The 9,429-nt window shown below is 62.3% G+C and carries 7 protein-coding genes, 1 tRNA gene and 1 pseudogene; 3 read left to right on the forward strand and 6 right to left on the reverse strand.

Annotated features, from left to right (window positions below; translation table 11 throughout):
* The first annotated feature begins 358 nt into the window (after positions 1 to 358).
* Positions 359 to 2,538, forward strand: a pseudogene (locus tag P8Y39_11870) (GAF domain-containing protein).
* A 77-nt stretch (positions 2,539 to 2,615) separates the two neighbouring features.
* Entirely contained in the window at positions 2,616 to 2,861 is a 246-nt protein-coding gene (locus P8Y39_11875; GenBank protein MEJ2193016.1) for an HD domain-containing phosphohydrolase, read from the forward strand.
* Between the two features lie 88 nt (positions 2,862 to 2,949).
* Here the strand turns inward: P8Y39_11875 and prfB are convergent.
* Positions 2,950 to 4,069, reverse strand: a protein-coding gene (prfB, locus tag P8Y39_11880) for a peptide chain release factor 2 (GenBank protein ID MEJ2193017.1) whose coding sequence is annotated in 2 segments (ribosomal slippage) — positions 2,950 to 3,996 and positions 3,998 to 4,069 — 1,119 coding nt in all. Because the reading frame shifts where the segments join, the coding sequence is not laid out codon by codon here.
* A 2-nt stretch (positions 4,070 to 4,071) separates the two neighbouring features.
* Positions 4,072 to 5,610, reverse strand: a complete 1,539-nt coding sequence (gene lnt / locus P8Y39_11885) for an apolipoprotein N-acyltransferase (protein ID MEJ2193018.1) — start codon at positions 5,608 to 5,610, stop codon at positions 4,072 to 4,074.
* A gap of 135 nt (positions 5,611 to 5,745) precedes the next feature.
* On the opposite strand from lnt, the gene P8Y39_11890 reads away from it, so the two are divergent.
* Positions 5,746 to 5,821: transfer RNA gene (locus P8Y39_11890), tRNA-Phe, on the forward strand.
* A 94-nt stretch (positions 5,822 to 5,915) separates the two neighbouring features.
* Here the strand turns inward: P8Y39_11890 and P8Y39_11895 are convergent.
* From P8Y39_11895 to pyk, 4 genes are all read right to left on the reverse strand, one after another.
* A complete protein-coding gene (locus P8Y39_11895; protein ID MEJ2193019.1) occupies positions 5,916 to 6,149 on the reverse strand; it encodes a type II toxin-antitoxin system HicA family toxin in 234 nt (77 codons plus the stop codon).
* Positions 6,146 to 6,781, reverse strand: a complete 636-nt coding sequence (locus tag P8Y39_11900) for a MerR family transcriptional regulator (GenBank protein MEJ2193020.1) — start codon at positions 6,779 to 6,781, stop codon at positions 6,146 to 6,148. Before P8Y39_11900 ends, P8Y39_11895 begins: the two co-directional genes overlap by 4 nt.
* A 343-nt stretch (positions 6,782 to 7,124) precedes the next feature.
* Positions 7,125 to 7,550: a hypothetical protein gene (locus tag P8Y39_11905; GenBank protein ID MEJ2193021.1), complete on the reverse strand. Its 426-nt coding sequence runs from the start codon at positions 7,548 to 7,550 to the stop codon at positions 7,125 to 7,127.
* 118 nt (positions 7,551 to 7,668) lie between these two features.
* Entirely contained in the window at positions 7,669 to 9,102 is a 1,434-nt protein-coding gene (pyk, locus tag P8Y39_11910; GenBank protein MEJ2193022.1) for a pyruvate kinase, read from the reverse strand.
* Positions 9,103 to 9,429: the final 327 nt, after the last annotated feature.

Here is a 9,429-nt window from a genome sequence, read left to right on the forward strand (position 1 = left end):
AAGACCACGAACATGGTCCCTATCTTGCGCCCCTCCCGCCCCTCCCGGGCTATCTCCACGGCCAGGATGACGACCTGCTTCAGGGTGTCCTGGGCCTGCTCTCCCAGGGCACCCAGGATGTCATGGAAAATCTCTTCGTAAGGGACGACCTTCCTTGCCATGCCCGCGCTCTCCACTGCACTTTTTTCTTTATTTACATAGTATAGCGCAGAACGGCCGCATCCCGGCTCCCTTCGGGAAACAGCCAGATAATTGTTGCACGGGGCGGGGATGTGTACTATAACGTGTGTATGGCCACGTGGTCAACCCGTTTCGGTTGTCTGCCGGCCGCGGTCCTCTCCTCCTCCGGGGAGATGCGATGAAGGTCCGGCTGCCGGACAGAGAGAGCCTCCTGACCCTTCTGGTCGGGGCGGTGCTGCTCATTCTCGTCCTGGGGGCGGCCGTACCCAAGAGGGTCGCGGAGGACTGGGGCCTCGGCCATGCCCATCTCCTTCTTATCGTCCTGACGGGCGCGACTCTCTTCGTCTCCCACCGCAGGGCGCGCCAGCTCGGCTCCCGAAACTCGGAACTCGACACCGTTCGCCGGGAGCTCCAGAGCTCCCGGCGGCGGCTGGAGCACCTGCTGGCCCAGAGCCCGGCGGTCATCTACAGCTGCCCCGTGGACGCCTTCAAGCCCACCTACATCAGCGCAAACGTCCAAGCCATCACGGGCCACGAGCCCGGGGCCTTCCTCGAGGACCCGGACTTCTGGCTCCGGAACGTCCACCCCGGGGACACGGAGAGCCTCCTGGCGGAGGTGCCCCAGCTCCTCAAGGTGGGCCACGCCGTCTTCGTCTACCGGTTCAGGCAGAAGGGCGGCGGCTACCTCTGGCTGCACGACGAGCGGCACGTGGTGCGGGAGGCCGAAGAGCGCCCCGAGGTGGTGGGCACCTGGATCGACGTCTCCGCCCGCATGCAGGCCAGGGAGGAGCTCAGGCAGAGCGAGGAGCGCTTCCGGAGTACGTTCGAGGGGGCCGCCGTGGGCATGGCCATCGTGGAGCCCTCGGGAAGGCTCCTTCAGGTCAACGGCGCGCTCCTGGATATGCTGGGATATGCCCAAGAGGAGCTGGCCGGCAAGACCCTGGGCACCATCGGCCATCCCGAGGACGCGGCCCGGTCCGCCCCCCTTTTCCGGCAGCTCGTCGCGGACCAAAGGTCCCACTACCGGATGGAGAGCCGGTGCCTGCACAAGGACGGCTCCATCCTCTGGACCGACCTCAGCGCCTCCCTGGTCAAGGACCCCGGGGGGCGGCCCCGCTTCGCCGTCTTCATGGTCATGGACATCACGCAGCGGAAGGTGGCCGAGGCGGGCATCATCAGGGCCATGCGGGCGCTGTCGGCCCTGAGCCGCTGCAACAACGCCATCATCCGCGCCTCCGACGAGGTCTCCCTCCTGGAGGAGACCTGCAGGATAATGGTGGAGACCGGGGGCTATCTTTTCGCCTGGGTCGGTTCCGTGGAAAACGGGCCCCAGAAACAGGTTCGCCCCGCGGCCCGGGCAGGCCGCGAGGACGGCTACCTCGAGGCCGTCCGGGTGTCGTGGGCCGACGAGCCCCACGGGCGCGGACCCACCGGCACGGCCATCCGCAAGGGGGAACCCTCCTTCGTCAGGGACACGGAGAGCGACCCCCGGTTCGCTCCCTGGCGAGGGGAGGCCCTGAAGCGGGGATACAGGTCCGTGCTCGCCTTGCCGTTGATAGAGGGGCAGACCACCTTCGCCGCCCTCACGGTCTACGCCGGGGAAAGCGGGGCTTTCGACTCCGAAGAGGTCGTCCTGCTCACCGAGCTCGCCGGGGTGGTGGCCCACGGCGTGGCCGCCCTCCGGCTGCGCACCGAGAGGCAGCGCGCCCAGGCGACCATCAGCCGCCAGATGCAGCGGCTCCGCTCCCTGCGCACCGTGGACATGGCCATCACGGCAAGCCTGGACATCCTTCTGACCGAAGTGCTCCTTCAGCTTGAAGTGGACGCCGCGGCGGTGCTCCTTCAGGACCATACCTCCCTTCTCCTGGAGTACCGGGCCTCCCGGGGGTTCAGCCTGCACGACATCATGGGCTCCTCCCTGCGCCTGGGCGAGGGGCTGGCGGGGCGCGTGGCCCTGGCCAGAAAGCCGGTCTTCATTGCCGACCTCGCGCAGATGCCGGAAGAGGACGCCGGAGGGCCCCTCGTCCTCAAGCACGGCTTCACGGCGTACTTCGCCCTGCCCCTCCTGGCCAAGGGCGAGGTGCAGGGGGTCCTTGAGATATTCAACCGCTCGGCCCTCGAGCTGGAGCCCGACTGGCTGGACTTCATCGAGTCCCTGGCCGGTCAGGCCGCCATCGCCATAGACAACGCCACCCTGCTTCAGAACCTGCAGCGCTCCCGCGACGAGCTGATACTTGCCTACGACTCCACCATCGAGGGCTGGTCCCGGGCCCTGGACTACCGGGACAAGGAGACCGAAGGCCACTCCGAGCGCGTGACGGAGATGACCCTCCGGGTGGCCCGCTCCCTGGGGGCGGCCGAGGAGGACATGGCCCACGTCCGATGGGGGGCCCTCCTGCACGACATCGGCCCCCATCCCCTTTCTCCGCCGGGCCATGGACATCCCCTACTGCCACCACGAGAAGTGGGACGGGACGGGCTACCCCCGGGGGCTCCGGAAAAAGGAGATTCCGCTTTCGGCACGCATCTTCTCCGTGGTGGACGTCTGGGACGCCCTGTCCTCCGACCGCCCCTACCGCCCGGCCTGGCCCCGGGAGCACGTGCTTTCCTATCTCCGGGAGCAGTCCGGCGTCCACTTCGACCCCTCCGTGGTGGAGACGTTCCTGGGGATGGACTGGTAAGAGGGGATTCCCGGCCGGACACGGGGTGGCCGTACAAGAACAAGAGCCCGTCCCTATCAGAGGGAGGCCCTGGGCCCCCTGGGCCCCCTCAGGCCTTCCTGGCCTGCCTGCGGGCCCGGTCCTTCAGGGCGGCCTTGATGAAGACGTCCAGGTCGCCGTCCAGGACGGCGTTTATGTTGCCCACCTCCACCCCGGTGCGGTGGTCCTTGACCATCTGGTAGGGGTGCAGCACATAGGAGCGTATCTGGGAGCCCCAGGCTATCTCCTTCTTCTCGCCCACCAGGCCCTCCATGGCGCGCTCCTTCTCGGCAAGCTCCAGCTCGTAGAGGCGGGAGCGCAGTATCTTCATGGCCACCTCCCGGTTGCGGTGCTGGGAGCGGTCGGTCTGGCAGGAGGCGACGATGCCGGTGGGCAGGTGGGTGATGCGCACGGCCGAGGAGGTCTTGTTGACGTGCTGTCCGCCGGCGCCCGAGGCCCTGAAGGTGTCCACCCGGATGTCCTCGTCGCGTATCTGCACCTCCACGTCCTCCTCTATCTCCGGCGTGACCAGGACGGCGGTGAAGCTGGTGTGGCGGCGCTTGGAGGCGTCGAAGGGGCTGATGCGCACCAGGCGGTGCACGCCGGCCTCCACCTTGAGGGAGCCGTAGGCGAAGGGGCCCTCCACCGAGACGGTGGCCGACTTGACCCCGGCCTCCTCCCCCGGCAGGAGGTCCACGATGCGGGTCTCATAGCCCCTGCGCTCGGCCCACCGGAGGTACATCCTCAGGAGCATCTGCGCCCAGTCCTGGCTCTCGGTGCCGCCGGCGCCGGGGTTGATGGTGAGGATGGCATTGCCCCGGTCATGCTCGCCCGAAAGCAGCAGGCGCACCTCCACCTCCTCCACCTGTTCCTCCAGGTTTCCGAGGCCCCGGGCCAGTTCCTCCAGGAATATCTCTCCGCCCTCCTCCTCCAGGACGCTGGAGGACTCCACCAGGTACCGGTACTCGTCGGCCATCTGCCGGTAGGGCAAAAGGAGGTCCTCCAGGGCGGCCTTCCGCTTCTGGAGCTCAAGCATGCGGTCGTGGCGCGACCAGGTGGCCTCGGTGGCCAGTTCCTTCTCTATCTCGGCTATCTCGGCTTCGAGGCGGGGGACATCAAAGATACCCCCGGAGGGAGGAGACTTTCTCGCCCAGGCTTGAGAGCCGCTCCCTGATTTCTTCGCGCTCCATCGTTACTTCCTCCTTATGTCCATCAGCAGTATCGCGGTGCCCAGGATGAGGAGATAGGCGAACAGGTCGCCGAACCGGGAGTAGAAACTCACCGTGCGGTCGGTGCGCACCGCGGCGGTCAGGACGTTGCGCTCGAAGATGCCCGTGCGCTCCAGGACGCGGCCGTTGCTGTCGATGAAGCCCGAGACCCCGGTGTTGGTGGCCCGGATGACCGGCTTTCGGTTCTCCACGGCGCGGAACACCGCCATGGAGAAGTGCTGGTAGGGGCCCGGGGTCTTGCCGAACCACGCGTCGTTGGAGATGGTGACCATGAAGTCGCCCTCGCCGTCCTTGAAGAATTTCCGCACGAGGCCGGGGAAGATGATCTCGTAGCAGATGAGCGTGGAGAACTCCCCGTCCCCCGGGAGCTTCCCCAGCGTGTACTGTTCCCCGGGCACGTACTCCCCGATGCCATGGGCGAGCTTGTCCACGAAAAAAAGCACCCGCCTCAGGGGCACGTACTCGCCGAAGGGCACCAGGTGTATTTTATCATAGCTGTAGGCCACCTCTCCCTTGGGAGTCAGCAGCACCGCGCTGTTACCCAGCTCGTAGCTGCTGGAGGCGCCCTTCACCGTGACGGCCCCGGTCAGAAGCGGGGTCCCCAGGGAAGAGACGTACCGGCGGAAGGCCGCGGTGCGCTCCTTGTCCAGGCCGAAGTAAAAGGGCAGGGCGCTCTCGGGCCAGATGACCAGGTCCGGGTCGTCCTGTAGCTCGGCGGTCTCCGAGAGGGTCTCATAGGTGTCCAGCACCCGGTTCTGATAGCGCTCGTTCCACTTGAGGTCCTGCCGGATATTGCCCTGCACGATGCTGGCCTCAAGCTCCTTGCCCGGGCGCTCCTCCGAAAGCCGCCACCCCCCGTACAGCAGCACAGCCGCCGCCAGGCCGGCCAGGAGCACGTAGCTCACCACCGTGGGATAGAGGTGGAAAAGCGGCATCGCCTCCCTTCTCTTTCTGATGATGAAGAGGTCGGCTATGGCCCCGTTTACGGCCACCACGAAGAAGGACACCCCATAGACCCCGGTGATGTCGGCCATCTGGATGACGCGGAGAGATTCGTGCTGGGTGTAACCGATGCTCGCCCAGGGGAAGCCCGAAAGCAGATAGGTGCGGGCGTACTCCAGGACCACCCAGAAGACGGGGGCCAAAAACAGGGCGGGAAGCGAGGAGCTCCGGAGCTTCTTTGCAAACAAGAGGGCAAAGAGGCCCGTGAAGAGGCTCAGGTACAGCACCAGCAGGAGCACCACCGCCAGGGCGGCCACCAGCGGCACGCCGCCGTAATGGTAAACGGAATAGTATATCCAGTACAGCGTGCCGTAGAAGTACACCACGCCCATGGCCATCCCGGCCTTGAAGGCCTGCCGGCCGCTCATCTGCCAGAGGGAGACCAGAAAGGGCACCAGGGCGACGAAGGCCAGCAGGGAGAAGTCGAAGAAGGGGAAGGCGAAGATGAGGACCGCCCCCGATACGATGGCCGGCAGGTATGGTCTGTAGTTCAGCGTCAATGTACTCCCCTCGGACGGAAAACCGTGATTTTTCCTTAGTTTAACCTATTTTAAGGATGCGATGGGAACTTGACAACAAGAGGGGAGAAATGATTAAATTTTATGGAGATTTGCCTCGCGTCTTACCCCGTGGTCGGGCAGTTAGCTCAGTCGGTAGAGCAGGGGACTGAAAATCCCCGTGTCGGGGGTTCAATTCCCTCACTGCCCACCACTTTTTTTGGGGCCCGCGTCCTGGACCAGAACTTTTTCGACTGCTCTCCGGCTGAAGTTGAATTCTTTGGTGAATGAATATCCAAACCTTTCATTTACTTATACAATTTCAAAAACTCCTCGACAGACAGGCCTGCTTTCGACACCTGATGCCTCAGGAGACCCTGTTTGACCGGTTTACCTTTGTGAACCGGAATGGACAGGATGTTGACATTGCCCTCCTTAACCAGCTTCACGTGACTGCTGCCCTGGCACCTGGCCCTTTTCCATCCAGCCCTCTCAAAAGCCTTAATGACTCTCTCGGGCTTCAGGTTGTTCAAGCCGCTCATGAAGCTTTCTTAATCCGCTTTTGCATCTGCTTTTCAACATGAAGATGCTCCTCAATGGCATCTCTTATCATTCTTAGTGCCTCTGCCACTGTATCGCCCTGTGATGCGCAGCCCGGCAGGGAAGGACACTCAACCCAATAGCCTCCGTCTTCCATATCAGGGTGCAGTTTGACCGGATATTTCTTCCCTCCAACAGACACGTCGTACTTCCTGATACTTCCGATGTCGGATATCTCTCCCTTTAAATCCTCAACTATCTCTCCCAAGGCTATGGCAATAACAATCTGTCCGGTCCTGAGAGTATCGACTATTTCCTTTTCTTTAGCGGTAATTACAAAAATTGTCTCTCCATCGGTCAAGAAGCGCAGCTTCGACAGGGGCTTTTCGATGCGGGGGATGGACTTCTCCAGATAATGCAAGGCCTTGCGAATCTTTTGTACACTGATCCCCTTGTCTAAGAGAGTCTTTGCAACTTTTAACTGGACAAGGTCATTAAAGGAGTAGATTCTGGACGTTCCGGTACCGGCTGCTTCTTGTATCGAAGGTTTTATCAGATGTGTCCGGTCCCAATAATCGAGTTGCCTTACGCTCAGTCCGATAATCCTTGAAACCGTCTTCGTATTAAAGCCCATCACTTCCCCCTTAACTACAGCATTGTACTTATAGATACCATAAAGTGCTTCTCGGCGTCAACGTACCGAAGCCCGACGCCCGATATCCCCTCATCATCCGGAAGGCAGCAAGAGATAAACCGAATGCCGAGAAGCCCCTGGCCCCGGACGCCTACCCGAAGGCCACGCGCATTAAGCCTTCAGAAATGGCGGGCGGATTTCTTAAACCTCTCCGTAAGCCACTACCTCTTTCTTTCAGGCCCCCCCTCACGGACGGCGTATCTTGACTCTTTCAATCTCCGCGGAAAAATCATGGGAAGGAGTTACCACTTTGTCGATCTGCAGAGCCTATCCACTGATGCAGTTATACCCAGAGCAGCATCATCGTTATGACAGTTGCAAGCACAATTAGTATGGAAAAAAGTGCAACAAACTCGAACAAGTCATTCTTCTTGTCCTTCCATTGTGGCTCCCATCCTTTCGGGAATTCCTCAAAGAGTTCGTCGATGGACACACGAAATCTCTTCTCCAGAATGTGGTCCTTTATTGCTCGATATTTTGAGAGATCCTTATGATAATTATAAATGTAGCAGATGCCGAGAGCACCAACAAAGGGAGAAACGGCCGTTAAATAAATTCGCAAAATGTATGGAAGATCGAAAGCGGACAGCGATACAATTGCAGCCAAGGCGATTAGAGTCAAATATATCGTTTTCCATTGTTGCTGCTTGGTATACCTGATATCCGCGATATGGGTTTCAAATAAGAGCCTTACTTCGTCATTTTTCATGGACTATCGTACTGTTCTTTCGGTGAAAATGGAAGCTCCCTGGAGAGAAGCCGGTCTTTTCTTGCTGAATCCCCCGCATCCCGACATATGGCCTCGGGACTGCTGACATCCCACACCCTCACTCCCCCTTATCCCCTATCCGGTGGAGCTTGAGCATGTTGGTCTTGCCCGCCCCGCCGATGGGGGAGCTGGCCGTGATGACCACGCTTTCCCCCGGCCGGACCATCCCCTCCTTGAGGAGAATCCTTTCCACCTCGGCGAAGACCTCGTCGGTGGAGCGGATTTGCCGCATGATGCGGGGGATGACTCCCCAGTACAGGCACATCCGCGAGCGCACGTCCGCGCTGGGGGTGAAGGCCACGATGGGCACCGAGGGCCGGTACTTGGACAGCAACCGCGCGGTGTAGCCCGACTGGGTGAAGCCCACCACGTAGCGGGCCCCGATGTTCTCGGCCGCCTGCGCCGCGGCCACCGCCACCGCCTCGGAATAGGTCCGCCCGGCCAGGTACGAAGGCGCCGCCTTGATGGTGGACTCGGTCTTCCGGATGATGCGGTCCATCATCCTCAGGGCCGGGACGGGGTACTTTCCCGATGAGGTCTCGCCCGAGAGCATGAGGGCGTCGGTGCCGTCTATGACGGCGTTGGCCACGTCGGTGGCCTCCGCCCGGGTGGGGGTGGTGTGCAGAGTCATGGACTCCAGCATCTGGGTGGCGGTGATGACCAGCTTGCCCCTGTGGTTGGCCTCCTCGATGAGCCGCTTCTGGATGAGGGGGACCTCCTCGGGGGGCACCTCCACGCCCAGGTCGCCCCGGGCTATCATGATGCCCTGGGCCTCCTCGAGAATCTCTCCGATATTCTGCACGGCCTCGGGCTTTTCTATCTTGGCGATGAGGGGGAGGTCTCCCTTGCCTCTCTCCCTCAGGAAGGCGCGCACCTTCCGTATGTCCTCCGCCCTGCGCACGAAGGACAGGGCCACGTAGTCCACTCCCAGCGAGAGGCCGAAGGCGAGGTCCTCCCGGTCCTTCCCGGTGAAGGACTCAAGGCGGACGTTCACCCCCGGGAGGTTCACCCCCTTGTGGTCCCGGAGCAGGCCGCCCTCAAGGACCCTGGCGCGGAGGGCCTCGCCCTTTTTCCCCAGGACCTTGAGCTCCAGGAGCCCGTCGTCAAGCAGGATGCGGCCGCCCTTCCGGACGTCCCGGGCCACCCTCGGGTAGGAGACGCATATCCTCTCCTCCGAGCCCTCCTCCTGGCCCGGCAGGACCAGGACCTCCCTTCCCCGTTTCAGCATGACCGCCCCGCCGGGGAAAGTGCCGGTGCGTATCTTTATGCCTTGAAGGTCCTGAAGCACCGCCACGGGCACCCCCGCCCCGCGGGCAGCCCCGCGCACCAGGCCGTGGAGTTTCCTGTGCGACTCGTGAGTGCCGTGGGAGAAGTTCAACCGGGCCACGTTCATCCCGGCCCTGACCAGCCTGCCCACGACGTCCCTCGTGGCGGATGCCGGCCCCAGGGTGCAGACGATACGCGCCCGCCTGTGCCCGCGCCGCTTGAGCATGGGCACAGTATAACACCGGACGCGGTCCGGCCGGATACGATCCGGAGCATTAGGGGAGCGATACGTTTAGGGATTCGGGGCGATGAGAACCCGGTCCGCGTCAAAAATGAAAGGGTTACGCAGTGCGGAGCATGCGTCGCTCACGTGCCCGGGCCGGGTTCGGGTGAAAAGGTGTTTTGTCCGACCTTTCAATGCGAAGATAAAACTGACTGGCCAGCAACCCGGCGGGGCTGCTGTCCCGGTCGGACGGCTAATTCCTGCGGCGGGCCAAACTCTGAATGAACCTGGCGACCTCGGCGTTCTGCACATAGACCCATTCATCGGCTC

The sequence above is a fragment of the Nitrospirota bacterium genome (assembly GCA_037386965.1).
In the GTDB taxonomy this organism is placed as follows: Bacteria; Nitrospirota; Thermodesulfovibrionia; order Thermodesulfovibrionales; family JdFR-86; genus JARRLN01.

What these genes read in the sequence shown, in the direction of transcription:
- P8Y39_11905 (MEJ2193021.1), bottom strand. Translation starts at nt 7,550, where the DNA reads ATGAAAAATGACGAAGTAAGGCTCTTATTTGAAACCCATATCGCGGAT.
- P8Y39_11875 (MEJ2193016.1), top strand. Translation starts at nt 2,616, where the DNA reads ATGGACATCCCCTACTGCCACCACGAGAAGTGGGACGGGACGGGCTAC.
- P8Y39_11895 (MEJ2193019.1), bottom strand. Translation starts at nt 6,149, where the DNA reads ATGAGCGGCTTGAACAACCTGAAGCCCGAGAGAGTCATTAAGGCTTTT.
- pyk (MEJ2193022.1), bottom strand. Translation starts at nt 9,102, where the DNA reads ATGCTCAAGCGGCGCGGGCACAGGCGGGCGCGTATCGTCTGCACCCTG.
- P8Y39_11900 (MEJ2193020.1), bottom strand. Translation starts at nt 6,781, where the DNA reads ATGGGCTTTAATACGAAGACGGTTTCAAGGATTATCGGACTGAGCGTA.